Here is a 25,177-nt window from a genome sequence, read left to right on the forward strand (position 1 = left end):
CAGCCGTCCGTACCGACCACCCAGTCCCTGGAGCAGCCGTCATGCACGACGACCGCAGCATCACCGAGCACCGCCTCCGCCGGGTCCTGAAGGAGCGGATCAAGCCCGCCGTCCACTCCCGCCCGCTCCCGCTGACCGTCGAGCGCTGGGAGGCCCCGGGGGAGCCCGTCCCCGTCGCCGAGGGCCTGGCGGCCTCGTACGAGCCCTGCGCGATCGGCGATCCGTGGGGCCCGGCCTGGGGCACCACCTGGTTCAAGGTCACCGGCACCGTCCCGGCTGACTGGGCCGGCCGCACCGTCGAGGCCGTCCTCGACCTCGGCTTCGACCGGATGATGCCCGGCTTCCAGTGCGAGGGCCTGGTCCACCGGGCCGACGGCGGCGAGATCAAGGCGCTCAACCCGTACAACGACTGGGTCCGCGTCGCCGACCGCGCCGAGGGCGGCGAGCACGTCGAGTGGTACGTCGAGGCCGCCTCCAACCCGGTCCTGGTCGACCACGCGGTCACGTACGAGGGCGACCGGCTGACCAGCGGCGACCAGCCGCTCTACCGGCTCGCCCGGATGGACCTCACCGTCTTCGAGACCGAGGTGTGGGAGCTGGTCCAGGACCTCGAGGTCCTCTACGACCTGATGATCCAGCTCGACACCCGGGACGCCCGGCGCCACGGGATCCTGCACGCCATCGGCTCCGCCCTGGACGCGGTGGACCTGACGGACGTGCCCGGCTCGGCGGCCGCCGCCCGCGCCGAGCTCGCCGGGGTGCTGGCCGCCCCGGCCGGCGCCTCCGCACACCGGATCAGCGCCGTCGGCCACGCCCACATCGACTCGGCCTGGCTGTGGCCGCTGCGCGAGACGGTGCGCAAGGTCTCGCGCACCGCCTCCAACATGGTCAGCCTGATGGACGAGCACCCCGAGTTCGTCTTCGCGATGTCGCAGGCCCAGCAGCTCGACTGGATCAAGACCTACCGGCCCGAGCTGTTCGAGCGGGTCAAGAAGAAGATCGCGGACGGGCAGTTCGTGCCGGTCGGCGGGATGTGGGTGGAGTCCGACACCAACATGGTCGGCGGCGAGGCCATGGCCCGGCAGTTCCTCTACGGCAAGAAGTTCTTCCTCGACGAGTTCGGCATCGAGACGAACAACGTCTGGCTCCCCGACTCCTTCGGCTACACCGCCGCGATGCCGCAGATCGTCAAGCTCTCCGGCTCCCAGTGGTTCCTCACCCAGAAGATCTCCTGGTCCCAGGTCAACGCCTTCCCCCACCACACCTTCTGGTGGGAGGGCATCGACGGCACCCGCGTCTTCACGCACTTCCCGCCGGTCGACACCTACAACTCCGACCTCGGCGGCGCCCAGCTGGCGCACGCCGCCCGCAACTACCGGGAGAAGGGCCGCGGTTCGCGGTCGCTGGCCCCCTTCGGCTGGGGTGACGGCGGGGGCGGCCCCACCCGCGAACACCTGGCCCGCGCCAAGCGCCAGCGGGACCTCGAAGGCTCCCCGAAGGTGCGGATCGAGCGCCCGGACGCCTTCTTCGAGAAGGCCCGCGCCGAGTACGAGGACGCGCCCGTCTGGGCGGGCGAGCTCTACCTGGAGCTGCACCGCGGCACCTACACCTCCCAGGCCAAGACCAAGCAGGGCAACCGGCGCAGCGAATCACTGCTGCGCGAGGCCGAGTTGTGGGCGGCCACCGCCGCGGTCAGGGTGCCGGGCTACGGGTACCCGTACGAGGACCTGGAGCGGATCTGGAAGACGGTGCTGCTGCACCAGTTCCACGACATCCTGCCGGGCTCCTCCATCGCCTGGGTGCACCGCGAGGCGCGGGAGACGTACGCGAAGCTGCGCGAGGAACTCCAGGGGATCACCCTCGCCGCGCAGCTGGCCCTCGCCGGGGAGGGCGGCGAGGAGCTGGTCTTCAACTGCGCCCCGCACGCCCGGCGGGGCGTTCCGGCGGGCGGGGCGGGCCGCCCGGCCGAGGCCGGGGAGCCGGTCACGGTGGAGGAGCGGCACGGCGGCGGGCACGTGCTGGCCAACGGCCGGCTGCTGGTGGAGATCGACGGCCGCGGGCTGATCGTCTCCGTCTACGACCTGGAGGCGCGGCGAGAGGCGGTCGCTCCGGGGGCCGCGGCGAACCTGCTGCAGATCCACCCGGACTTCCCGAACATGTGGGACGCGTGGGACATCGACGCGTTCTACCGCAACCGGGTGACGGACCTGGTGGACGTGGACGTCCTGGACGTCGCCGAGAGCGGGCCGGTGTCCGCCACCGTCCGGGTCACGCGCTCCTTCGGCTCCTCCACCGCCGTCCAGTCGGTGACGCTGCGGGCCGGGGCCAAGACGGTGGACGTCGTGACGGACGTGGACTGGCACGAGACGGAGAAGTTCCTCAAGGCAGCCTTCCCGCTGGACATCAAGGCCGAACGCACCGCCTCCGAGACGCAGTTCGGGCATGTCCACCGGGCCACCCACACCAACACCTCATGGGAGGCGGCCAAGTTCGAGATCTGCGCCCACCGCTGGATCCACGCCGAGGAACCCGGCTGGGGGGTCGCGCTGCTCAACGACTCCACGTACGGGCACGACGTCACCCGGGACGTGCGGCCCGACGGCGGCCAGACCACCACCGTCCGGCTCTCCCTGCTGCGGGCCCCCCGCTACCCCGACCCGGAGACCGACCAGGGCGCCCACACCCTGCGGTTCTCCCTCGCGCCCGGCGCGTCGATCGGGGACGCGGTCCGCGAGGGGCACGCGCTGAACCTGCCCGAGCGCACCGTGACCGGCGCGGGCCCGGTCGCCCCGCTGCTCGCCGTCGACGAGGACGCGGTGGTCGTGGAGGCGGTGAAACTGGCCGAGGACCGCAGCGGTGACGTGGTCGTCCGCCTCTACGAGTCGCGCGGGGGCCGTGCGACGGCGGTCCTGACGGCGGACTTCCCCTTCTCGGCGGCGGTCGAGAGCGACCTGCTGGAACGCCCGCTGGCCGGCTCGGCGGTGGGCACGCCCACCCCGGCGGGTGCGGTCCCCCTGACCCTGCGCCCGTTCCAGATCGTCACGGTCCGCCTGCACCGCGCCTGACCGCCGGGCGAGTGGGCCCCGGCCCGGACGTCAGGGCCGGGGCCCACCCGCCCGTACACTGCGCGGCTCGGCGCGCATCACCGTCGGCCACGAGCGCGGTACTCGAACGGGAGGCCGTTCACGATCAAGGAGTGGTCTTCGATCAACGGCCGACGCCGGCGGCCCGGCAGTCCGCCGGGCCCGGCCGCAGAGGCCTCGACGGCGTGAACTCCGCCACAGGTGCGGGAGGGTCCGGCCCTACGGGCCCGGGATGGCGGGGCAGTGGGCGGGCATCTGGTTATGCACCTAGTTGCAAAACCCGCCGCCCCTCGCTAGAACAGGTTCATCACCCCCGCGCGAGGAGGCGCCCCTCATGAGTTCCCAAAGCCGGTACCCGCACCTGCTGAGCCCCCTGGACCTCGGCTTCACCACCCTGCCGAACCGCGTGATCATGGGGTCGATGCACACCGGCCTCGAAGAGCACGCGGGCGGCTTCGAGCGCCTCGCCGCCTTCTACGCCGAGCGCGCCCGCGGCGGCGCCGGCCTGATCGTCACCGGCGGCATCGCCCCGAACGACGCCGGGCGCCCCTTCGAGGGCGGCTCCCGCCTCACCACCGAGGACGAGGCCGCGGAGCACCGGGTGATCACCGAGGCCGTGCACGCCGAGGGCGGGAAGATCGCGATGCAGATCCTCCACTTCGGCCGCTACGCCTACCACAAGGACCTGGTCGCCCCCAGCGCCCTCCAGGCCCCCATCAGCCCCTTCGTGCCGAACGAGCTCACGGACATCGAGGTCGAGCGGACCGTCGAGGACTTCGTCCGCGCCGCCCGCCTCGCCAAGCTCGCCGGCTACGACGGCGTCGAGATCATGGGCTCCGAGGGCTACCTGATCAACGAGTTCATCGTCGCCGCCACCAACAAGCGCACCGACCGCTGGGGCGGCGCGTACGAGAACCGCGTCCGCTTCCCGCTGGAGATCGTCCGGCGCACCCGCGCGGCCGTCGGCGAGGACTTCATCCTCATCTACCGCCTGTCCATGCTGGACCTCATCCCCGGCGGCTCCACCCTCGACGAGGTCGTCCACCTCGCCAAGGAGGTCGAGGCGGCCGGCGCCACCGTCATCAACACCGGCATCGGCTGGCACGAGGCCCGCATCCCCACCATCGCCACCTCCGTCCCGCGCGGCGCCTACACCTGGGTCACCAAGCGGCTGATGGGCGCGGTGAGCGTCCCGCTCGTCACCAGCAACCGCATCAACACGCCGGAGATCGCCGAGGAGCTGCTCGCCGACGGGCGCGCCGACCTGGTGTCGCTGGCCCGCCCCTTCCTGGCCGACGCCGACTTCGTCGCCAAGGCCGCGGCCGGCCGCTCCGAGACCATCAACACCTGTATCGGCTGCAACCAGGCCTGCCTCGACCACACCTTCAGCGGCAAGATCACCAGCTGCCTGGTCAACCCGCGGGCCTGCCACGAGACCGAGCTCGTCCTGTCCCCGACGCGCACGAAGAAGAGCGTCGCCGTCGTCGGCGCCGGCCCGGCCGGTCTCGCCTGTGCGGTCTCCGCCGCCGGACGCGGCCACGCCGTCACCCTCTTCGAGGCCTCCGGTCACATCGGCGGCCAGCTCGACGTCGCCCGCCGCATCCCCGGCAAGGAGGAGTTCGAGGAGACCATCCGCTACTTCGGCACCCAGCTGGTGGAGAGCGGTGTGGAGGTCCGCCTCGACACCCGCGCCGACGTGGAGATGCTGCGCGGCTTCGACGAGGTCGTCGTCGCCACCGGCGTCACCCCCCGCACCCCCGACATCGAGGGCGTGGACCACGCCAACGTCGTCAGCTACCTCGACGTGCTGCGCGACGGCGCCCCCGTCGGCGAGCGCGTCGCCGTGGTCGGCGCCGGCGGCATCGGCTTCGACGTCGCGGAGTTCCTCACCGACAGCGGCGAGGGCGCCTCCCAGGACCCCGAGGTCTACTTCCGCCACTGGGGCGTGGACACCGAGTACACCGGCCCCGGCGGGCTCGCGAAGCCCGAGCGCCCCGCGCCGCCGCGCCGCGTCCACCTGCTCCAGCGCAAGGCCACCAAGGTCGGCGCCGGTCTCGGCACCACCACCGGCTGGATCCACCGCGCGGAGCTCAAGCACCGCGGGGTCGTGTCCGTCGCCGGGGCCGCGTACGACCGGATCGACGACGAGGGCCTGCACATCACCGTCGACGGGGAGCAGCGCCTCGTGCCCGCCGACACGGTGGTCCTGTGCACCGGCCAGGAGCCGCGCCGCGACCTGTACGAGGCGCTGCGCGCGGCCGGTGTCGAGGCGCACCTGATCGGCGGCGCCGACGTGGCCGCCGAGCTCGACGCCAAGCGGGCCATCCGGCAGGGCACGGAACTGGCCGCCGCGCTCTGAGATCCGCCGGCCGAAGGGGATTGTGGCGGTCCGGCCCGGCCGCCACAATTTCCCGGTGACGTTCTCAGCCGCAGACGCAGACAAGATCCTCGCCGACAACTTCGCCCCCTGGGTGCTCGCCCTCGGACTGACCGTCCAGGAGACGGGCGAGCGGCACGCCGTGCTGCGCCTGCCCTGGTCCGGGGAGCTGGCCCGGGACGGCGGCGGCCTCTCGGGGCAGGCCATGATGGCCGCCGCCGACACGGCGACCGTGATCGCGATCTCCGCCGCCCGCGGCGGGTACGGGCCGATGACCACCGTCCAGCAGTCGACGAGCTTCCAGCGGCCGGTGGTGGGGGCCGACGTGCTGATCCACGTCCGGGTCACCAAGCTCGGCAAGCGGATGGCCTTCGCCGACATCACGCTCACCCCCGAGGGCTCGGACGAACCGGCCGCCACGGCCTCGACGGTCTACGCCCTGCTCGGCTGATCCCCGGCGGGCGCTTGTCCACGAAGGCCGCCATCCCCTCCTTCTGGAGGCCGTCGCCGGTGTCCCGGTCGTCACCGCGGCCGAATTCTCCGCCGAGGCGCTCAGCAGCCGGGAGATCTCCGACGCCGTCGGCGGCGCGGCGCACTCCGGATCCTCCCGGCGGCTGGACTGAGCCGCCCCGGGGCGCCGTTCAGCCGCGTTCCGCGGTGACCGGGTACGGGATGAAGGTGATGCTGTTCTCGTCGACGGCGAGGGTGCGGCCGAGCGGCGGGACCGCCCGCTGGGGGCAGTCGAGGCGCTCGCAGAGGCGGCAGCCCATGCCGATGGGCGTGGCCGCCGCCGTGTTGTCCAGGTCGAGCCCGTCGGAGTAGACGAGGCGGGACGCGTGCTGGATCTCGCAGCCGAGGCCGATGGCGAAGGTCTTGCCGGGCTCGCCCCAGCCGCCCCGGTGGCGGGTGACGGCGCGGGCGGTCCACAGGTGGCGCTGCCCGTCGGGCATGACCGCGACCTGGACGTGGATGCGGCCGGGCGCGGCGAAGGCCTCGTAGACGTTCCACAGCGGGCAGGTGCCGCCCGCCCGGGAGAAGTGGAAGCCCGTGGCGGACTGCCGCTTGGACATGTTCCCGGCCCGGTCCACGCGGACGAAGGAGAAGGGCACCCCGCGCAGCCTGGGTCGTTGCAGGGTGCTGAGGCGGTGGCAGACGGTTTCGTAGCCGAGGCCGAAGTGGTCGGTGAGCCGCTCGATGTCGTAGCGGAACTCCTCCGCGGCCGTGTGGACAGCGCGAGGTCGGCACCGGCTACTTCGACCTGGTCTCCACCCTGCGCGCGTACACCGAACTCCTCGTCCGTACCTGCCACAAGAGGGGCGCCCACGCCATCGGCGGCATGGCCGCCCACGTCCCCGGCAAGGACGCCGGGGCCAACGCCGCCGCCCTCGCCAAGGTCCGCCTCGACAAGGAGCGCGAGGCCGAGGACGGGTTTGACGGCTCATGGGCGGCCCACCCCGGACTCGTCCCCGTCTGCCGCGAGGTCTTCGACGGGGTGCTCGGCGCGCGGCCCCACCAGCTCGACCGGCTGCGCGAGGACGTCCACGTCACCGCCGCCGACCTGCTGTCGGTCCGGCGGATCAGCGGCCCGCCCACCCCGGAGGGGATCCGCGCCAACACCGCCGTCGCGCTGAGGTACTTCGACGCCTGGCTGCGCGGCAGCGGAGCGGTCGCCCTGTACGGCCTCATGGAGGACGCGGCGACCGCGGAGATCGCCCGGGTCCAGCTCTGGCAGTGGCTGCGGCACGGCACCGCCGACCGCGAGGGCGTGCGGGAGATCCTCGCCGCGGAGTGCGCCGCGCTCGCGAAGGAGCAGCCGGACGCCCTGGTCGCCGAGGCCGCCGCCGTCTTCGAGCGCACGGCGCTCGCGCGGGAGCTGCCGGCTTTCTTCACCCCGGACGCGTACGCGCGCCACCTGGTCCGTCACCCGCAGGCCCGCTCATGAGCACCGTTCCCGTCCCGGGCATCGGCGTCCCCGGAATCGACACCGCAGTCGCCCCGGTCCCACCAGCGATCACCGGGACCCAGCCGTCCGCACCAGGACCCACCCGTCCCCGCCGGCACGGCGCCGCCGGCCGCCGTCGGCGCGCGCACGGGGTGGCGCTCTGGGATCGTGGATCACAGGGTGCAGTCACACCGAGGAGCCGACATGTCCGGACAGTTCGAGGCGAGCGTCGAGATCGACCGGCCCGTCGAGGAGGTCTTCGCCTACCTCGCCGACGGGCGCAACGACCCGGATTTCAGCCCGCGCGTCCAGGAGATCACCAGGACCCCGGACGGCCCCACGGCCCTCGGCACGGTCTTCCGCAGCACGGTCAAGGACGCCGGGATGAAGACCGCCCGCGAGTTCCGCATCGTCGGCTTCGAGCCGCCGCACCTGATCCGCTGGACCGAGCAGAGCAAGAACCTCGTCACCGCCGAGGGCGGCTACGACCTCGAAGGCCTCCCCGGCGGCCGCACCCGGGTCCGGATCTTCAACACCCTGCACGGCCACGGCCTCGGCAAGCTGCTCGTCGGCTTCGCGCTGAGCGCCGCGCGCAAGGACGCCCCCGATTTCGGCCGCCGTATCAAGGCTGCCGCGGAGGCGTCCCGCGCTTGACCGTCCGGCCGACCTTCCGACCTTCCGTCCGGCCGACCGTCATCCGGACGGAGTCAGAACCGCCCGGGCCCGGCCGGGATCGGCAGCGGCTTCGACGGGGCCAGGGACCCGCGCTGCTCGGCAGCGCCCGCCGGGTTCTGGCAGGTCACGTCCTGGGCGGGCAGCTCGCCCGTGGTCAGGTACGCGTGGACCGGCGCGTTGGCGCAGGAGGTGGGGTCGGCGAGGTACACCCCGTGGCCCTCACCGCCGGCCGCCAGCACCATCCGCGAGCCCTTGAGCGCGCGGTGCAGGCCCTGCCCGCTGACGAGCGGGGTCTGTGAGTCCCACTCGTTCTGCACGGTCAGGACATTCGCCTTCTTGTTCATCGGCGTGGCCGCCTCGACCGGCCGGTCCCAGAAGGCGCACGGCACGATGTTGGACGCGAAGTCCCCGTACAGCGGGTACCTCGCCTTGTCCTTCGCAGCGTCCCGCTCGTACTGCTCCGTGTAGCGGGGCCAGCTGCCGGTGTCCCCGCACGCCACCGCCCAGAAGACGGCCGTGCCGTTGTCCGAGGCGGGTTCGGCCGCCGCGCCGGTCAGCAGCCGCTTCATCTCCGTCAGGGTCGTGCCCGCGGGCAGCGGCTTGGCCTCGGCCGCGGCCTTCAGGGCCACGACCACGGGAGTGGCCTGCGCGGGGTAGAAGAACAATGCGCGCGTGGAGCGGATCATGTCCCCGTCGACCTTCGTGCCTTCGAGGTCGATGGGCTCCTTGTCGGCGCGCGCCACCAGCCCCCAGAAGGTCTCGGACACGGCCTTCGGCGTGTCACCCAGCTGGTACTCCGCCGACCGCTGCGCCGCCCACTGGGTCCACCGCGCGAAGGCGGGCTCGGCCTCGGTGGCCCAGACCTGGATCATGCCGCGCCAGATCCGCTGCGGGTCCACACCGCTGTCGAGCACGAAGCGGTCCGTGCGGTCCGGGAACATCTGCGAGTACACCGCGCCGAGGTAGGTCCCGTACGAGTAGCCGAGGTACGAGAGTTTGCGCTCGCCCAGCACCGCACGGATCGTGTCCATGTCGCGTGCCGTGTTGCGGGTGGTGATGTGAGGAAGCACCGAACCGGCCTTCTCGCGGCACTTGTCGGCGACGGTGCGCGCCCACGTGACGTCGGAGCCGAAGGTCTCCGGACGGTAGGCCCGGGGGAAGCTCTGCTCGGCGTCGTTCAGTCCGCAGGTGATCGGGCTGCTGGCGCCGACACCACGCGGGTCGAAGCCGATGAGGTCGTACTGCTCGCGGACCTCCTTGGGCATCGCCTCGTTCATCATCAGCGGCAGGTCGAGCCCGGAACCGCCGGGGCCGCCGGGGTTCAGCAGCATGGCGCCGTGCCGCTTGGCCGGGTTCTCGCTCTTCATGCGGGATATGGCGAGGTCGATCGTGCGCCCGTCGGGACGCCGGTAGTCGAGCGGCACCTTGAGGGTGGCGCACTCGTACGAGGCCGGCAGCTCGGGGCTGCAGCGGTGCCAGGCGGGCTTCTGCCGCAGGTGGTCCGATGCCGGGGCGGCCGATGCCTGGGTCGCGGACAGCAGGGGCACGGTGGATGCGACGAGCCCGGCGGCGGCGAGCAGTGGTGCGAAGCGTTTCAGGCGCACGAAGGCGGTTCCTCTCGGTGAAGTCGCTTACAGATCAACCTTGTTGTACGCGGAGACCTGCCGAATCATCCCGAAGGGTCGTGCCTTGTGCTCCTCACGAATGAGCTGAAATCAGAACAACTGGCCGACACGCCGTGGTGGTTCAGGGACGGGCGGAGGGGGCGGCGTGCGCGGCGGGGTCGCCGTGCTCGGAAGGGCCGGCGTGCTCTGAGGGGCCGGCGTGCTCTGAGGGGCCGGCGTGCGTGTCGCCGGTCTCCAGGGACCCGCCGAGCCGGCCGCGCACCGCCGCCAGGGCATCCTCCGAACGGGCGGTGACGACCCACCGGTCCCCGACCAGATAGATGCCGCCGTAGTTCCGGGCCTCGGCCAGCCAGGAGCGCAGCCCCTTCTCGGCGGCGAAGGTGACCATCCGGTAAGGGCCGCCCTGCCCGGTCTCGCAGCCCCCTTGCCGCAGTTCGTCGGCCTCCACGCTCACTTCGGCGGTGCAGCCGATGGCCGTGGCGATCTCCTCGATCGAGGTCTGGTGCTCGGACGCCGGGGTGCGGTGCGCGGCCGCCTTCCCGGCGCCGCAGCCGCCGCACAGCAGAGCCGTGACGCACAGCGCGGCGAAGGCCGTGCGGGAACGGCCCGTCCGGCGGGTGCGGCGGTAGGTGGACGGGGGCATGGCGACCTCACTGGCTGATCGGGACGGGGGTCGTGGTGCCCGGGAGGGGAGGGCCCGGGCACCACGCGTCGAGGGGGCAGGGGGGCTGCGCCGGGAGAGACCGGTCCGGTCCTAGCCGGCCACCTTCGCCTTCTTGCCCTTGTCGGTGACGGCGAACCAGAGGCCCTTGTTGTTGTGTCCGCTGATGTCCCCGGGTTCCTTGTCACCGGTGAAGGTGTAGACAGGCCAGCAGTCGATCGTCAATTGCTCACTGCCGTCGGGCCGCTTCACCTTGCCGATCAATTCGGCGGCAATTCCCTTCACATTCGCCTTGTCGACCGGCTTGGCGGGCTTCCAGGTGTCCGTGCAGGCGTCCACGCAGCCGATTTTCATCGGCCAGGCGCTGTCCTTGTCGAACCGGTAGAGCGTCCGGCCCTCCGCGTCCGAGACGATGGGGCCGAGTTCGGCATTCTGATTGACGGCGAGTTCGGTGAGCTGCTCCGCCGCGCCGTCCTCGCCGGTCTTGTCCGCCTCGCCCTTGTCCGCTCCGCCCTTGGCCGGAGCGGCCGGCTTCCCGCCGGGCCCCAGCACGTGCCAGGTTCCGCCGACGCCCTCGCCGAGGGCGTCGCCCGCCTTGGTGTCCTTCGCGTAGCGGTACACGGGCCGTCCCGCGAGCGTCAGCTGCCGGGTGCCGTCGGCCCGTGCGACCGAACCGAGGAGGGCCTTGTCGATGCCTTCACCGGCCGTGGCGTCGTCCGCGGCCACGGCGGGCCAGGCCGTGGCGCAGTCCCCCTCGCAGTTGGACTTGGGGGGCTTGGGCGTGTCCTTGTCGAACCGGTAGAGGGTGAAGCCCTCGCTGTCGGTGACGCCCTCGCCGACCTCCGCGACGTCCTGCACCTTCAGCTGCCCGGCCGGGCCGCTCTTGCCGGCCGCGCCCGGGTCGGCCCCGGATCCGCTTCCGTAGACGTCGTCGTAGCCGTTCCCGACCTGTTTGCTGTCGCCCACCGGCTGGACCGAGCTCCCCTTTCCCGAGTAATTGTCTCCGGTGCCGCATGCGGCAGTCATCAGTAGTACCGCGACCGCCGACCCGGCGAATATCTCACGACGCATCCTCTTCACGATCTCTCCTTCAGGTTCGGTTCCGCGTTTTCTTGCCCCCGGTAATTGATACGGGGCTCCGAGCGGTGGAAGCGGAATTCCCTGGGAATTTGTCAGATCGCGCCAAGATTGAACCCGGCGCAATGGTTCAGTCCTGGATGCGCAGGGCGAGGGCCGGGCAGCGGCGCACCGCGCGCAGCGCCTTCGGCCGCAGCCGTCCCGGCACCGGCATGGACGCCTGCGCCGGAAAGCCGTCCGCGTCGAGCCGTACGACGTCGGGCAGGATGTCCACGCACAGCCCGTGCCCCTTGCACAGGGTCCAGTCCACGACCAGCCGCTCCGGACTCTCGTCCTGCGGCAGCGGCAGCGCCCCCAGCACCCGTCGGCCGCACCCGCTGCCGAGGGCGTGGTCCCGGAACTCGTCGGGGAACACGCTGAGCGCCGAGGCCACGAAGCGCGAGGTACCGTCGGGATGACTGCACGCGCCGCGCCCCAGGACCGCCTTGAGCCGCGCTTCCACCGTTTCGAGGGCGGTTGCGCCCCCTCCTCGGATCGCGTCCTCCAGTACGTCGGCCAGTGCGGGCAGCCCCCGTACGCAGGGCCCGCACTGGCCGGCCGACTCCTTCGCCATCCAGCGGGTCACCCGTGCCACCTCGCCGGCAGGGCAGGTGTCCTCGGGCAGCGGCAGGACCGCCCCCGCCCCCAGCCGGGCGCCGAGCGAGTCGAGGGACTGCCGGGACACCTCCGCGGCGCGGGCGGACGCCGGATCCAGCCATTTGCCGTGATAGCCGCCGACCAGTACGCCCTGACCGGGACCGGTGCCGCACAGTTCCAGGATGTACGACAGCGCGGCCCCGGTCGGTGTCTCGACGACGGTGGCGCCGGCGACGGTCAGCAGGACGGTGCCCGGCTCCGCCGGCAGACCGGCCGTGCGGTAGTCCAGCGCGCCGAGCCGTGCGGCGACGGCGAGTTGGGCGAAGGTCTCGGTGTTGGACAGCAGGGTGGGTACGCCGTTCAGTCCTCGCTCGCTGGTCCGCACCTTCTGCCCGGACGGCAGCGTCTCACCCCCGTTCAAGCCGTTGATGTGGGCGGTTCCCTCTCCGGTGACGAAGCGTTCGGGGAGCAGCGCCACCCGAACCCGGCGTCCGGCCGGGCCGCGTTCCGCGACGGCGGCCCTCACCGACTGCTCCACGTCCGTCCTCGTGACCCCGACCACGACGTCCTCGGCGGAGATCGCGGCGGCGGCCAGCAGGGCTCCGTCGAGCACCAGGTGCGGGGCGTGCAACAGCAGTGCGGTGTCCTTGAGACAACTCGGCTCGCCCTCACTGCCGTTGACGACGACGGCGGTCTGCCCTTCGCGCCCCCGGGCGGCCCGCATGACTGCGCGCAGCTTCCGGGAGAAGGGGAAGCCCGCCCCGCCACGACCCCGCAGGTCGATGTTGTCGGCGAGGTCGACGAGCTCGTCCGGCCGGTACCGGGGCAGCGAGCCGTGCGTGGTCAGATGGGCGACGCGCTCGAGCCGGGGGGCCTGGTCGAGCCCCGCCAGCAGCCTGGGGGCGCCCACGCAGCCCAGGCTGGGGCGAGGGTCGCCGGTCACAGCCGCTGCTCCCGGGTGGCGAACTGCTCCTCCACCGTGCCGCGGCCGCCGCCGGCCCGGCCCCGCGCGTACACGGCGGTACGCGGCGGGTCGTCGGGCCGGGGCGGCGCCGCGGGCCGGTCGAACGGGACCGGACGCGTGCCCCTCCTCGGCCGGGGCACGGCCGCCAGCACAACAGGCGGCTGCGTAACGGCTTGTGGGGTGGGCGGTCGGGAGGTCACGTCGCTTATGCGGGACTTGAGCCGGAAGGCGAGCACTCCGGCGACACCGGCCAGGCACAGCGCGTAGGCCGCCGTGACCCAGACGTCGGCGGGCCGGCCCGCCTTCAGCCCGTGCACCAGGGACGCGCCCCATGCGGGATAGGCCCCGAAGTGCAGGGCCCGCCACCACAGGGAGCGGCCCTTGGTGGCGAAGGCGCTGCGCACCGCACCGGAGACCGCCACGGCAAGGAAGAGGTATCCGGCCAGCGAGCCGAGGCCGATCAGGACCGGCTGGCCGACGTCCGTGAACGGCACCGCAGCCGAAGCCGCCGTCGTCCGCTGTTCCGCGATCTTGACCCAGATGTGGAGGGCCAGGAAGCCCAGCCCAGCCACCGCGAGGCCGCGGTGCACGCCTTGGGCGAGCAGCCGGTGGCCCGACCCCAGCAGGAGTCGGCCGTCGCTGGCCACCAGCCCCCACAGGACGGTGGAGGTGAGCGAGACGAGCGAGAGCACGCCCGCCCCGTAGTCGAGGAAGTCCCACAGATGGGTCAGGGCGCCCGCGCGGGCGGCCACGGCGAAGGAGACGATGGCCGCGCCGGCGGCGCAGATCACGCCGGGGCGCAGTCTGCCGGCGGTGGGAAGGAGGGAGGGCCGCCGAACGGCCCGCCGGCCGGCGGCCGGTGCCGCTGCCGCGTGACGGCTTCTGCGGCGGGCTCTGTGTGAGCGGGGCATGTGAGGCTGGGGCAGGGGCATCCAGTTCTCCTGTGCGCCTGGGCTCCGAGCACTCCACCTGGCGCTCGGGCACCCGGGGGTCGTTGTGTCCTCTGTGCCCGGCAGCGCTGTGAAACTCCGCGCCGGCCGAGGGAACTTGGGGCCGGAGTGCAGCAGCATCGTGGAGCTGCACACCAGCTCCACAGGATTTATCGAAACGTGATAATTTCTCGCACCGCGTCTCCGACGCATCGAACAACACCGGAAGATTCCCCTCCAGCGGAGGTTGCGACTGGCCACCGCGCCGCCTGTCACCTACGCGTCCCCGACGGCAAAATTACCGCAAAATCAAGGGGCCGTAAGTGGCCGGACCTCTCCAGGAGGGAGTACGAGGGCCGCAACTCCCGTGTCAGACAACGTTGTTGGCGTGGGGGGCAACCTCGGCGGGCTTGTCGCTCTTCCCCGGACAAGCCTCACCCCGGCACGAACGAGGAAACGATGTGCGAACTTCTGAACCGCATCTGGTCCCGCCCGCGTGGCGAGTGGACCCGCGTCCTGCGCAAAGAAATGCCCGCGCTGGCCGCCGAGATAGTGGAGGAGCTTCTGCATGGAATTCCGGAATTTTCCGCACTTATCGATGACAACGATGCCATCGATGACGAGTTGCTCAGGCAGTGCGTGGAAGAGGCTCTTCTCACCGCGCTCGGCTATCAGAAGCACACCCGGGAACAGACACCGGACAAGTACGAGGACCAGGACCGGGACGAGGGCCCGGACTGGGACCCGGACGAGAGTGAGGACGACATCGCGGACACGGACACGGGCGAAGTCGCGGCCGGGACCAGGCCCGGGACCAGGCCCGAGACCAGGGCCGAGACCAAGGCCCGGATCAAGGCCGGAATCACGGTCGAGAGGAACGACGAGTGCGAGGTCACGCACGAGGGCCGGTACGAGGGCGTGCGCGAGGGAGTTCGAGCGGCTACCCGCGAGAGCTCCGGCGACGGCGACCGCGCACGTGAGGACCTCTTCAAGGCGCTCACCGATGACCGGGCGGCTTCCGAGAGTTCCCTCGTCGAGCTCGCCGAGGCGGCCGGCTGGCCCCTCCCGCCGGCCGTACGGGCCATCGTGCCGGCCACGCCCGGCGAGGCCCAGCAGCTCGCCTCCGTACTGCCCGAGGCCCTCGCCGGTGCGTTCGCGGGCCGGCCGTGCCTCTTGGTCCCCAGCACCGACCCCGACAGCCGCGCCCCTCTGGACCAGCTGCTGCGCGGCCGGTTCGCGGCCGTCGGCCACGCGGTCCCGCTCCGGGACACGGCCTCCTCGCTGCGCTGGGCACTGCGGCTGTTCGCTCTGACGCCCGCCCGCCCGGGCCTGGAGCTGCGGGCCGTGTTCGTGGACGACCACCTCTCGACCCTGCTGTTGCTCCAGGACGAACCGCTCGCCCACGCGCTGGCCGCCCGGTGGCTGCGGCCGCTGGCCGACCTGACCCCGCGCCAGAGCGAGCGCCTGGAGGTGACGTTGCTCGCCTGGCTGGAGGGCGGCGGCGCCCCCGAGGCCGCCAAAGCCCTGAGCGTGCACCCGCAGACCGTGCGCTACCGGATGCGCCAGCTGGAGAAGCTCTTCGGCACCGGCCTGCGCGACCCCCGTACCCGCTTCGAACTGGAGATGGCCCTGCGCAGCCGTCGGCTGATGGCCCAGGTGCGGCGCCAGCACTCGCGCGTGAGCCGCAGGGCGGCGCGCGTGATCACCGCGGACTTCACCCCCGTGGTCGTCGGGCGCATGGCCCGCGTCAACGGCCTCTGAACGGCCACTGAACCACCGAGCAGCCCGGCCCGGCCCCGTGACGACGGGGCCGGGCCGGGCTGCTCGTGCATGCGGTGTTGGCCCGAAGTCGGCTCCGGGCCAACACCTTTCCCGGGCCGGGCGCGGTGGGTGGGGGAGGGGAGCGCCGGGCCCGGGAGCAAAGGGGTCCGCACCGGCCCGGATCGCGAGGAACCGGACCGGTGCGGACCAGGGTGGTCAGCGGCAGGTGCGCCCGTCGTTGATGCAGCCCACGGCCTTGTTCATCAGGCCGTTCGACATCACGTTGATGAAGTCGTCATGGTCGGTCGCCGGCTTGTGCAGCTGCTCGGGGAAGCTGTCCACGGCGAAGCGGGCACCCGGCGCCACCCCGTACGTGAGGCGCATCACCAGCTGCGGAATGGCCTTGAAGCCCTTTTGGCAGCGGCCGTTCTTGTCCGGGAAGGCCACGTGCGTCCGGTGGTTGGCGCTGTCGACGTTCTTGCCGTCCCAGCAGCTCTGGAAGGTGAAGGTGCGCACCACGTCGCTGCCCTTGGGGCAGACCGGGTACTTGTCCTTCAACTGGCGGTTCTCGAATCCGGTGCAGCTCCACGAGGCGTTGGCGTTGGCATTGCCGTTGGTGAAGGCCTTGGCGTCACCGGTGATGATGCGCAGGAAGCGGGGCATCGCGGTGACCTTGCCGACGGGACTGCCCTTGAAGGTGATCGACACCTGCTTTGGCTTGAGGATGGTGCCCACGTTGGCGTCCTGGCCGCCGCCGGGAGCCTTGGCGTCCTTCTCCGCCTTGCCGTCGCGCAGCCGCAGCACGGGCCAGTAGTAGCTCGACTGGTCGCCGTTCCCGCAGGTGGTGCCGGAGGCGGCGAGGCTGTCGTTGGTGGAGAAGGCGTCGGTGGTCTTGTTGCCCACGTAGTCGTGCATGTGGTGGGCGCCGTTGGAGACACCGGGGGCGACGATCACGTTGTCGGGGTTGAAGTGGCCGTTCTCGTTGCGGCCGCACTGCGAGCTGAAGGACCCCTTGGAGGCGTTCCCCGCGGCAGCGGGCGTGCGGACGTTCGGCTTGATCTTGGTGATGTTGACGAAGTCGCTCCGCGAGGGACCGCCCTTCTGCGCGGCGCCGCTCTTGGCGGCGGCGCTCTGCTCGCCGCCCCCCTGAGCCTGAGCCTGAGCGTCGTCCGCGGCAGGTGCCTCCTTCATTGCGCAGCCGCTCAACTGCTTTATTTCCGCGGGGGGTTGACCGCCCTTGCCGATCGCGTCGGCCATGCCGTTGATGGTCTTGTCCCGCTGTTCCTTGAGCTCGCCGAGGAGGGCGTCGCCCTTGGCCTCGCCGGCCGCGAGCCGCCGGTAGGCATCGGCCACCTGGTCGTCCAGCTTGGCGAGGCCCGCGTCCACCTCGGCCTTGGCCTGGTCGGGTACGGCGGTGATCTTCTCCCCGACGTCGGGGCAGTCGATGGTCGCCGTCAGTTGCGTCGCGCGGCCGCCCTCCTGCCCCGCGGACGCGTTTCCGGCGACGATGGCGACACCGCCACCGCCCAGCACGAGGGCGGAGACCACGGCCAGGAGCTTGTTCGACAACCGGGGGCGTTTGTGGCCCTTTTGACTCATGCGATCACTTCACTTCGTCGGTCGGACATTGTCGGAGAGCGTGTCGAAGTCGACCAGTCCGCTGTCTTCGAGGACCGTGATGTGGTCCAGGACCGTGGCGTTGGCGGACGTGGCGAGGGCTCGCACCATGGAGTTGCGGGTCTGCGCCCGCACTCCTGCCAGCAGTGCGAAGACCTTTCCGTGCGCTCGGCGCAGCAGCTGGACGAACAGTCGTTCGTATTCATCCCCCTTGGCGCGGGTCAGCTGGCCCAGCCACTCCTGCTGCTGCGCGGAGGGCTGGTTGGGCAGATCGACGCCGAGGGCCTGACCGACCTGGATGACCTGCCGGTCCAGCTCGGTGTGGCCGTCGACGAGGTGCTCGCCGGCCGTGCGGATCGCGGGACGCGTCCCGCGCTGCTGGGCCTGCCGTCCTGCCGGCAGCTCCCAGAGGCCGGCGAGCCGTACCTTGCGGACGAAGTCCCGGTCCGCGGCCGTCAGAGGCCCGTACGCCGTGCTCATCGTTCCGAGGCCGTCGTCGTCGCCCGCGGGAGCCGCGACGGCGGCCTGGGCGCTGCTGCCGAACCTGTCCACGGGTATCAGCAGTGCGATCAGGGTGAGCGCAAGCGCGGCGATGACGACACCGCTTCCGATCGTGTATCTCGTGGCCACCGACAAGCTGCTGAAGGATCTCCGCCGCAATGACAGCACTGTGCCTCCTCGCTCCATGGGCCGGGAAAGGTGGCGGGGCAGGAGGGTCCGCACGAGCCGTGCGGTGCACACCCGCATTCCCGGGGTGTCACGGGACGCTAGTGCCAGGCGTGGCGCCGCTGCGGGAGGACATCACCATCGGACAAACATCCCGGCGGGTCCGCGAAAGGCTGCTATCTTGCCGCGGCCCGTGCAACGGCCCGTGCAACGGCCCGGCCTCGGCGCCGGATCGGCGGGGAGGTGTGTCCACGAGGTGGTCGCACGCGGCCGTCAACCGGGAGCCGGACCGCGGGACTTCGCCTTCGTTCACGTAGTAGGCCAGTGGCCGGGCCGGGCGCGCAAGGTCGAGTCCCGGCCGCAGTGGCGACCGGCCCGCTCACCCCGATCGCGTGCGAGGCGCGCTTGCCGCAGCACGGGTCGTGCAGTTTAATAAATGAACGAGCATTTATTAATGAAGAGGTGCCGGTGGTGGGACGTCCCCGCGGGGTCGAGGATGCGGTGATCCTGCGCGCCGCGGCCCGGGTCATGGGCCGGGTCGGGCCGGCCGGGCTCACGCTGGCCGCCGTGGCGCGCGAGGTCGGGCTGGTGCCCGGCACCCTCGTGCAGCGGTTCGGGTCCAAGCGGGGACTGCTCCTGGCCCTCGCCGAGCAGTCCGCGAAGGACGCGGGCGAACGGGCCGGCCGCGTGCGTCAGGCGCACGCCTCGGCGCTCGGGGCCCTGGCGGCGCTCACGGTGGAATCGGTGGCCGGGATGGACACGCCGGAGACCTTCGCCCATCATCTGGCGTTCCTGTGCACGGACCTTGCCGATCCACAGCTCTACGAGCACGCCCTGGCCGTTCACCGGGCCCAGGGGCGGGCGGTCGAGGCATTGCTGGCGGAGGCGGAGGGTGCGGGCGAGCTCCGTGCCGGTACGGATGTCGCGGCCCTGGCCCGCACCGTGCAGGCGATCACCGCCGGAGCGGGCCTGACCTGGGCGCTCGAACGCCGCGGCACCCTCGAACAGCGGCTCCGGCAGGAGCTCGACACCGTACTGCTCCCGCACGTCGCGCCCCGGCACGGCCGAGACCTGGAGGAATCACGATGACCGGCACGCGCTCGCTGAAGGGCAAGGTGGCCCTCGTCGCCGGCGGCACCCGGGGAGGCGGACGGGGCATCGCCGTCGAGCTCGGGGCAGCCGGTGCCACGGTGTACGTCACCGGCCGCAGCAGCACGGCCGGTCGCTCCGACCTGGACCGCCCGGAGACCATCGAGGCGACGGCCGAGAAGGTCACCGCCGCGGGCGGCACCGGCATCCCCGTCCGCGTCGACCACAGCCGTCCCGACGAGGTGCGGGCCCTCGCCGAGAGGATCGCGGACGAGCAGGAGGGGCGGCTCGACGTCCTGGTCAACTCCGTGTGGGGCGCAGACCCGTTGACCGACTGGGAAAACCCGCTGTGGCAGCAGGACTTGGAGACGGGTCTGCGGCTGCTGCGCCAGGCGGTGGAGACCCACGTGATCACCAGCCGGTTCGTGCTCCCGCTGCTGGTCGCCCGCAGGAGTGGCCTGGTCGTGGAGGTCACCGACGGCAACACCGCCCGCTACCGCGGCTCGTTCTTCTACGACCTGGCGAAATCCTCCGTGATCCGTCTCGCCGTCGCGCAGGCGGCCGAGCTCAAGCCGCACGGCGTCGCGGCCGTGGCCCTCACACCAGGCTTCCTGCGTTCGGAGGCGCTGCTGGAACACTTCGGCGTCACCGAGGACAACTGGCGCGACGGCGCCGCCCAGGACCCGAACTTCGCCCACTCCGAGACCCCCGCCTACCTCGGCCGGGCAGTCGCCGCGCTGGCCGCCGACCCCGACGTCATGGCCAAGACCGGGCGGGCCCTGGCCACGTGGGGCCTGTACCGGGAGTACGGCTTCACCGACGCCGACGGTACGCAACCCGACTTCGCCGCCCACTGGGCCCGGAACCTGGAAGAGGAGTACGGGGCCCTGGGCGACCCGCTCTGACGGCCGGGCGGAGTCCGGGGCGCTCGCACCGGCAGGGGCCAGCCGGGCGGGTGGTTCCGGCCGGCGGATGCGAGGGGGTCCGTGCGCGCCGGACCGAGCGGCCCTACGGTCGATCTTGAGCGGTTCCCTCCGGACCGCGACGCGTCCACGTAAGAGGTCGAACCGTCATGAGTCTCAGCATTCGCAACCAGATCGCAGGCACCGTCACCGCCGTCACCGTCGGCGAGGCCATGGCGACGGTCAAGGTCCGTCTGGACGGGGGGCAGGAGATCACCGTGGCCGTCACCGCCGACGCCGTGAGGGACCTCGGCATCACCTCGGGCTCCGGCGTCAAGGCGCTCGTCAAGGCCACCGAGGTGGCCCTGGCCACCGGCCCGGTCGAGAACATCTCCATCCGCAACCAGCTCACCGGCACGGTCACCGACGTCGCCACCGGCCCGGCCATGGCCGCCGTGAAGGTGAACGTGAACGGAGGCCACCTCACCGCGGCCGTCACCGCCGACGCGGTCGAGGCACTCGGTCTGTCCGCCGGCTCGTCCGTCGTCGCGCTGATCAAGTCGACCGAGATCTCCCTCGCCACCGTCTGACCCCCGGTCAGAGGCCGGGCCGGCCCGGCCCGGTCAGAGGTCCGGCGCCGCCAGCGCGCCGAACCACACGTGCGTGACGGCGCTGACGTAGCGCGCCCCGCACCAGTCCGAGGGGACCACCAGCTGCGCGCCCGCCTCGTCGAGCTCCTCCCCGTCGAGTCGGGTGGCCAGCAGCACCGGGCTGTCTCCGAAGTCCTCGTCGAGTTCGGACCAGGCGAGGACGGCGTGGTGCCCGTCCCCGCCGCTGACGGCGATGAGGAAGCGCGAGCGGTCCTTGCGGCGCCGCGCGTGGAAGGCAGGACCGGCCCCCGCCACCACGTCGCGCAGCAGCGCGCCTGCGTACTCCACGAGATCGCCGACGTGCTCGCCCAGTGCCGCGGCGGCCGGGCGCGCCGGCTCGCCGCGGAGCGGGCGGCCGGACAGGAGCTGATCGGCCTGCTGGGTCTTCCTGGCGGACAACTGCTCCTGGGCGCGCACGGCGCAGGCGCTCCACCTGCACGTGAACACCGTGCACTACCGGATCGAGCGGGTGGAGGTCCTGACGGGCCGCGACCTGTCCCGCCTCGACCACAAGCTGGACCTGTACGCGGCGCTGCGCTGCGGATGAGGGGGTGCGGGGCGGTGGGCGTCGGCCGGTGGGGGCCCGGCTACGCCAGGCCGATGTGGACCTCGGTGGACTTCACCCGGGCCGTCACCGTCGCCCCGACCGTGATGCCGAGCTCCTCGACCGACTCCCTGGTCACCAAGGACACCACCCGGTGCGGACCCGACCAGATGCGGTACTCGCCAGTGGTGGATTCGGGGGCGTGCGCGACCCCCGGGCCGTGGAGTGGGTGGCATGCCGGATCAGCGTGCGGACGTGGCGACGTCGGCGAGAGCGCAAGAGGGCAAAGAGAAAGGCAAGGAGGTAGAACCGCTCCTTGCCACTCTCAACTTATAGCGCACCGGGGGGCTTGCGGCAAGGCCCCGGCCGTGAGGCAGACTTCGCGGACCGCGGTCCGACCTGCAGAAACGGGAGATCCACCCAGTGTGTTTGCTGTTGTCGAGTTATCCGTCGTGCGACCTCGGATCGGAGCTGATGCCGTGAACTCCCTTACCACCACCAGTGCGTTCGACCTTCCCGAGCGCCTTGCCGCCAAGGCCGACGCGGCACTGATCGACCGCGACGAGCAGCACTTCGCTGCCATTTCGGAGAGCCTGGCGCAATCGATCGCCGAACTGTCCGACCGCCTGGAGGCCGCGCGCAAGGCGCCCGGCGGCATCGGTCGCGAGGCGATGGACCGGGACGCGGAGATCCACCGCCTGACCAGCCGTCTGCGCACCCTGCGCCGCTTCGGCCTGGACCTGTGTCTGGGACACGTCGTCAGCGCGGACGACGCCGAGCCCGTGTACATCGGACGCCTCGGCCTCACCGACAGCACGGGGCGCCGGCTGCTGGTCGACTGGCGTTCCCCCGCGGCCGAGCCGTTCTTCGCGGCGACCCACGCCAACCCGATGGGTCTGGCGAGCCGCCGCAGGTACCGCTGGACCCGCGGCCGGATCAGCGACTACTGGGACGAGGTGTTCACCGCCGACGGGCTCGAAGGGCACGCCGCGCTCGACGACCAGTCCGCCTTCATCGCCAGCCTGGGCACCAACCGGTCGGCGCGGATGCGCGATGTGCTCGCCACCATCCAGGCCGACCAGGACGCCGTCATCCGGGCGGGATCCCGCGGCGCCCTCGTCGTCGACGGCGGTCCGGGCACCGGCAAGACCGTCGTGGCCCTGCACCGGGCCGCGCACCTCGTCTACTCCGACCCCCGCCTCGGCCACCGTCGGGGCGGCGTGCTGTTCGTCGGTCCGCACGAGCCGTACCTGGCCTACGTCGCCGACGTCCTGCCCAGCCTCGGCGAGGAGGGCGTGCAGACGTGCACCCTTCGGGACCTCGTCACCGAGGGAGCCGGAGCAGCGGTCGAGGCCGACCCGGGCGTGGCCCGGCTGAAGGCGTCCGCCGACCTGGTGAAGGCGATCGAAGCGGCCGTCCGCATCTACGAGGAGCCGCCGACCGAGGGGATGGAGGTGGAGACCCCCTGGTCCGACCTCTGGCTGAGCGCCGACGACTGGGCGGTGGCGTTCGACGCGGTGGAATCCGGTACCCCGCACAACGAGGCGCACGACCAGATCAGGGAGGAGCTCGCCACGATCCTGATGGACAAGGACGACAGCGACGCCCCGCCCCACCTGCTGAGGAGGGCGCTGCTGCAGGACCGGCAGCTGCTCAAGTCCCTCCACCGGGCGTGGCCGATGATCGAGGCGACCGACCTCGTCGCGGACCTGTGGTCGGTGCCCGCCTACCTGCGCAAGTGCGCTCCCTGGCTCGGCCCCGCCGAGGTGCGCGCGCTGCAGCGCGCGGACGCCCACGCGTGGACGGTGTCCGACCTGCCGCTCGTGGACGCGGCCCGGCAGCGGCTCGGCGACGCGGAGGCCTCCGTACGCAAGCGCCGGCACGACGCGGCCGTCGCCGCCGAACGCGCGCGCCGGTCCGACGCCATCGACAGCCTGCTGCAGAACGTCGTGCTCGACGAGAGCGAAGGCGCGGTGGGGATGCTGCACGGAGCCGACCTGCAGGACACCCTGGTCGACGAGGGCGCACTGCCGCGCACCGAACCGGACCTGCTCGCCGGCCCGTTCGCGCACATCGTCGTGGACGAGGCCCAGGAACTGACCGACGCCGAATGGCAGATGCTGCTGCTGCGCTGCCCGTCCCGCAGCTTCACCATCGTCGGCGACCGCGCCCAAGCACGGCAGGGGTTCACGGAGTCGTGGCGGGAACGGCTCGAACGGGTCGGGCTCGACCGGATCGACGTGACTTCCCTGAGCGTCAACTACCGCACGCCGGAAGAGGTCATGGCGCACGCCGCGCCGGCCATCCGCGCCGTGCTCCCGGACGCCAACGTGCCCACCTCGATCCGCAGCAGTGGCATCCCCGTCGTCCACGGATCCGTCGCGGAGCTGGACTCGGTCCTCGACACCTGGCTCGCCACACATGCCGAGGGGGTCGCCTGCGTCATCGCCACCGGTGACGCCGGCGACAGCGGTGGCGCGTTCCGGACCTCGTCGCGCGTCCGGATGCTGGCGCCGGAACTCACGAAGGGGCTCGAATTCGATCTGGTCGTCCTGATCGACCCGGATACGTTCGGCGAGGGCGTCGAAGGAGCCGTCAGCCGCTATGTCGCGATGACCCGCGCGACCCGGCAGCTCGTCATCCTCACGAGCTCGTAGCCGGCGGCTCCTGAGCCGGGGCCCTTGAGCCGCGGCTCACTGAGCCGGGGCCCCGCGGCAGGGTCAGCGGCCGGGCGTCATGTCGTAGGTGACCCACATGGTGCGGGTGGCCACCTGGTCGTACTTCGACCGCGCGCGGTGGTTGTCGTCCGCGGTGATCCAGCGGACGACGCTCCAGCCGCGCTCGGCCGAGAGCTCGCGCAGGGCGCCGAGCAGCCGGTCGGCGGCGCCCGATCCGCGGTGTTCGGGCGCCACGAACAGGTCGTCGAGGAAGCAGCCGACCGTCGCGGAGAGCGGCCGGGCGAACGGGCGGTAGTGGGCCAGGCCGAGGAGGCGGCCGGAGGCGTCCTCGGCGACCAGGGCGCCGACCTCGTGACCGGGGTCGTTCACCCAGGACCACACGGTGGCGGCCGCATCCTCGGTCTGCTCCACCTTGTAGAATTCGGCGTAGCCGCGGTAGAGGGCGCGCCACTGGGCGAAGTCCTCGGCCCGTACGGCACGCACGCTGATGTCGGACATGTGGCGGGCTCCCGTGATCGAAGGAATGCGGTGGGGGAGGAGCGCACGTGCTCCTCCTTCGGTGCAGGGAATCGATCATGCGGGAGCCGGGCGGCGCCGGCAGGTGCCGGGGTGGAGCAACACGGAACCCCGGGGCGCCACCGTGGAGGGGTGGCCCGGAGCGTCCGGGCTGCTAGCGGGGCCGGCAGGTCTGGTCAGTCGTGGGGCCGGACGATGTTGACCATCCAGGTGATGCCGAAGCGGTCCGTGCACATGCCGAAGACGTCGCCCCACATCTGCTGCTCCAGCGGGACCGTGACCGTGCCGTCGCCGGAGAGCTTGGCCCAGTAGCCGCGCAGTTCGTCGGCCTCGTCCCCGCTCACGCTCACCGTGATGTTGTTTCCGGGCTTGATCTCCGACCCCGGCGGGTTGTCGGCGCCCATGAGCGTGAAGCCGTTGTCGGTCTCGAGCATGCTGTGCATGATCATGTCGTCGGAGCCCCCGGCCTCCTTCCCGCTGCCGAAGTCGCCGTACGTGTTCACCGTCAGGGTGCCGCCGAAGACCCCCTTGTAGAACTCCATGGCCTGCCGGGCGTTGCCGTTGAAGCTGATGTATGGATTGAGGCGAGAAGGCACGGTATTTCCCCTTCGCGTTGATGCAGGAATTTTGTGCCAGATTAGGCGAAGGCCCGCCGGTGGCGCGGCCCGACTCCCCGGCCCCCCCGGGGCTGCTCTGCCGCGAGGGGATCGCGTTCATGCGTGCAAATGGATCCCATTGTCATATGGGTGGGGTTCGCCTGCCTGCCCCGCGCAATCACGGTGGCG

20 protein-coding genes and 3 pseudogenes are annotated in these 25,177 nt (G+C 71.9%); 11 read left to right on the forward strand and 12 right to left on the reverse strand.

Translation table 11 applies throughout. The features are described from left to right. Positions 1-41: 41 nt before the first annotated feature. The 3 genes from OG332_RS40630 (at position 42) to OG332_RS40640 (ending at position 5,911) form a co-directional block, all read left to right on the forward strand. Positions 42-3,065 (forward strand): alpha-mannosidase, encoded by a 3,024-nt coding sequence (locus tag OG332_RS40630; protein WP_327418146.1) that lies wholly within the window; start codon positions 42-44, stop codon positions 3,063-3,065. Between the two features lie 352 nt (positions 3,066-3,417). Continuing rightward, positions 3,418-5,442 carry an NADPH-dependent 2,4-dienoyl-CoA reductase gene (locus OG332_RS40635; protein ID WP_327418147.1) on the forward strand — a complete coding sequence of 675 codons (2,025 nt, stop codon included), beginning with the start codon at positions 3,418-3,420 and terminating at the stop codon, positions 5,440-5,442. 55 nt (positions 5,443-5,497) lie between these two features. Next, a complete protein-coding gene (locus tag OG332_RS40640; RefSeq protein ID WP_327418148.1) occupies positions 5,498-5,911 on the forward strand; it encodes a PaaI family thioesterase in 414 nt (137 codons plus the stop codon). A 190-nt stretch (positions 5,912-6,101) separates the two neighbouring features. Here the strand turns inward: OG332_RS40640 and OG332_RS40645 are convergent. Beyond that, positions 6,102-6,695, reverse strand: a pseudogene (locus OG332_RS40645) (short-chain fatty acyl-CoA regulator family protein); the annotation flags it as partial. Positions 6,696-6,730: 35 nt separating this feature from the next. Between OG332_RS40645 and OG332_RS40650 the strand changes: the two are divergent. Then, a pseudogene (locus tag OG332_RS40650) lies at positions 6,731-7,402 on the forward strand (malate synthase A); the annotation flags it as partial. Positions 7,403-7,606: 204 nt separating this feature from the next. Then, positions 7,607-8,056 (forward strand): SRPBCC family protein, encoded by a 450-nt coding sequence (locus tag OG332_RS40655; protein ID WP_327418149.1) that lies wholly within the window; start codon positions 7,607-7,609, stop codon positions 8,054-8,056. Positions 8,057-8,109: 53 nt separating this feature from the next. Here OG332_RS40655 and OG332_RS40660 read toward each other — a convergent pair whose 3' ends face one another. From OG332_RS40660 to OG332_RS40680, 5 genes are all read right to left on the reverse strand, one after another. Next, positions 8,110-9,681 (reverse strand): alpha/beta hydrolase, encoded by a 1,572-nt coding sequence (locus OG332_RS40660; protein ID WP_327418150.1) that lies wholly within the window; start codon positions 9,679-9,681, stop codon positions 8,110-8,112. Positions 9,682-9,823: 142 nt separating this feature from the next. Further along, entirely contained in the window at positions 9,824-10,345 is a 522-nt protein-coding gene (locus OG332_RS40665) for a hypothetical protein (protein ID WP_327418151.1), read from the reverse strand. A gap of 111 nt (positions 10,346-10,456) precedes the next feature. Continuing rightward, positions 10,457-11,434 (reverse strand): SCO0930 family lipoprotein, encoded by a 978-nt coding sequence (locus tag OG332_RS40670; protein ID WP_327419522.1) that lies wholly within the window; start codon positions 11,432-11,434, stop codon positions 10,457-10,459. Positions 11,435-11,570: 136 nt separating this feature from the next. Next, entirely contained in the window at positions 11,571-13,019 is a 1,449-nt protein-coding gene (locus OG332_RS40675) for an NADH-ubiquinone oxidoreductase-F iron-sulfur binding region domain-containing protein (protein ID WP_327418152.1), read from the reverse strand. Next, a complete protein-coding gene (locus OG332_RS40680) occupies positions 13,016-13,831 on the reverse strand; it encodes a hypothetical protein (protein WP_327418153.1) in 816 nt (271 codons plus the stop codon). The genes OG332_RS40675 and OG332_RS40680 overlap by 4 nt, the downstream gene beginning before the upstream one ends. Before the next feature lie 597 nt (positions 13,832-14,428). On the opposite strand from OG332_RS40680, the gene OG332_RS40685 reads away from it, so the two are divergent. After that, positions 14,429-15,730, forward strand: a complete 1,302-nt coding sequence (locus OG332_RS40685) for a PucR family transcriptional regulator (protein ID WP_327418154.1) — start codon at positions 14,429-14,431, stop codon at positions 15,728-15,730. A 216-nt stretch (positions 15,731-15,946) separates the two neighbouring features. On the opposite strand, the gene OG332_RS40690 is transcribed toward OG332_RS40685, so the two are convergent. Together OG332_RS40690 and OG332_RS40695 are read right to left on the reverse strand one after the other, a co-directional pair. Continuing rightward, entirely contained in the window at positions 15,947-17,329 is a 1,383-nt protein-coding gene (locus OG332_RS40690; RefSeq protein ID WP_327418155.1) for a DUF1996 domain-containing protein, read from the reverse strand. 9 nt (positions 17,330-17,338) lie between these two features. After that, entirely contained in the window at positions 17,339-17,977 is a 639-nt protein-coding gene (locus OG332_RS40695; protein WP_327418156.1) for a DUF4142 domain-containing protein, read from the reverse strand. A 399-nt stretch (positions 17,978-18,376) separates the two neighbouring features. Between OG332_RS40695 and OG332_RS40700 the strand changes: the two genes are divergently transcribed. The 3 genes from OG332_RS40700 (at position 18,377) to OG332_RS40710 (ending at position 20,594) form a co-directional block, all read left to right on the forward strand. Continuing rightward, positions 18,377-19,102, forward strand: a complete 726-nt coding sequence (locus tag OG332_RS40700; protein ID WP_327418158.1) for a TetR/AcrR family transcriptional regulator — start codon at positions 18,377-18,379, stop codon at positions 19,100-19,102. Further along, positions 19,099-20,007 carry an SDR family oxidoreductase gene (locus tag OG332_RS40705; protein WP_327418159.1) on the forward strand — a complete coding sequence of 303 codons (909 nt, stop codon included), beginning with the start codon at positions 19,099-19,101 and terminating at the stop codon, positions 20,005-20,007. The genes OG332_RS40700 and OG332_RS40705 overlap by 4 nt, the downstream gene beginning before the upstream one ends. A gap of 167 nt (positions 20,008-20,174) precedes the next feature. Beyond that, on the forward strand, positions 20,175-20,594 hold the full coding sequence (locus OG332_RS40710) for a TOBE domain-containing protein (protein ID WP_327418160.1): 420 nt from the start codon (positions 20,175-20,177) through the stop codon (positions 20,592-20,594). 33 nt (positions 20,595-20,627) lie between these two features. Here the strand turns inward: OG332_RS40710 and OG332_RS40715 are convergent, their stop codons facing one another. Then, positions 20,628-21,071: a molybdopterin-dependent oxidoreductase gene (locus OG332_RS40715; RefSeq protein WP_327418161.1), complete on the reverse strand. Its 444-nt coding sequence runs from the start codon at positions 21,069-21,071 to the stop codon at positions 20,628-20,630. Between OG332_RS40715 and OG332_RS40720 the strand changes: the two are divergent. After that, a pseudogene (locus OG332_RS40720) lies at positions 21,037-21,201 on the forward strand (helix-turn-helix domain-containing protein); the annotation flags it as partial. The gene OG332_RS40715 and the pseudogene OG332_RS40720 sit on opposite strands and share 35 nt — an antisense overlap. 40 nt (positions 21,202-21,241) lie before the next feature. Here the strand turns inward: OG332_RS40720 and OG332_RS40725 are convergent. Continuing rightward, complete coding sequence (locus OG332_RS40725; RefSeq protein WP_442816290.1) at positions 21,242-21,349, reverse strand: TOBE domain-containing protein; 108 nt, start codon at positions 21,347-21,349, stop codon at positions 21,242-21,244. Positions 21,350-21,677: 328 nt separating this feature from the next. Between OG332_RS40725 and helR the strand changes: the two genes are divergently transcribed. Then, entirely contained in the window at positions 21,678-23,855 is a 2,178-nt protein-coding gene (helR, locus tag OG332_RS40730) for an RNA polymerase recycling motor ATPase HelR (protein WP_327418162.1), read from the forward strand. Positions 23,856-23,918: 63 nt separating this feature from the next. On the opposite strand, the gene OG332_RS40735 is transcribed toward helR, so the two are convergent. Both OG332_RS40735 and OG332_RS40740 read right to left on the reverse strand, forming a co-directional pair. Beyond that, positions 23,919-24,374, reverse strand: a complete 456-nt coding sequence (locus tag OG332_RS40735) for a GNAT family N-acetyltransferase (protein WP_327418163.1) — start codon at positions 24,372-24,374, stop codon at positions 23,919-23,921. Positions 24,375-24,568: 194 nt separating this feature from the next. Beyond that, entirely contained in the window at positions 24,569-24,988 is a 420-nt protein-coding gene (locus OG332_RS40740) for a VOC family protein (protein WP_327418164.1), read from the reverse strand. Positions 24,989-25,177 lie beyond the last annotated feature (189 nt).

It is taken from the genome of Streptomyces sp. NBC_01233 (assembly GCF_035989305.1).
Lineage (GTDB): Bacteria > Actinomycetota > Actinomycetes > Streptomycetales > Streptomycetaceae > Streptomyces.